At 49.2% G+C, this 516-nt stretch carries 1 protein-coding gene; it reads right to left on the bottom strand.

The window, feature by feature from the left end; genetic code table 11:
* Window positions 1-180: 180 nt before the first annotated feature.
* Window positions 181-516: type II toxin-antitoxin system HicB family antitoxin (locus ACTQZS_RS15485; protein WP_441476608.1), on the bottom strand; the 336-nt coding region annotated here is incomplete at its 5' end.

Raw genomic sequence — 516 nt, 5'->3', positions numbered from 1 at the left:
GGGCGAAGGGTGGCTGATTGATGGCATGGATGAAAAGGAATCCGACGCCATGACGATTGAAGCATGGTGCGATCTAGACGCGTACGGATTGGAGAAATGATGGACAAAAAAATGATTAATGCCGAATAGTTTATTCAAAAAACGCCAGGGATTTAAGATCCCCGGCGTAGAGATAAAGATTTACGCAAGACGCTGAAGCAGTCCTTCTTGAAGCACCTTAGAGCAGTTGATATTGCGCTTATCAGCCATAGCGGCCATCCATGCAGGGAGAGAAACATTCTTCCGTACAGAACGGTCATCGGTCTGCGCGCGATATTCCAATGTGTCAATTTGGATAAGCGATTTAATAGCTCCGCTCGGAGCATCGATCATATCCTGCGGCGACGGCGGATTAATGGTGTCACTGTTATCTTCGGCGACAACAAGCCAGCCGCTTGCCGCATCAGTGATTTGATCAATGGCGTCGCTGAGGCTGTTCCCGGTTGTAATACACCCGGGTAGATCAGGAACACGAGC

Origin of the sequence: Bilifractor sp. LCP19S3_H10 (assembly GCF_052119185.1) — a bacterium.
GTDB lineage: Bacteria > Bacillota > Clostridia > Lachnospirales > Lachnospiraceae > Bilifractor.
The sequence above is the reverse complement of the archived record's forward strand: the minus strand, read 5'-3'. Positions and strand labels throughout refer to the sequence as shown.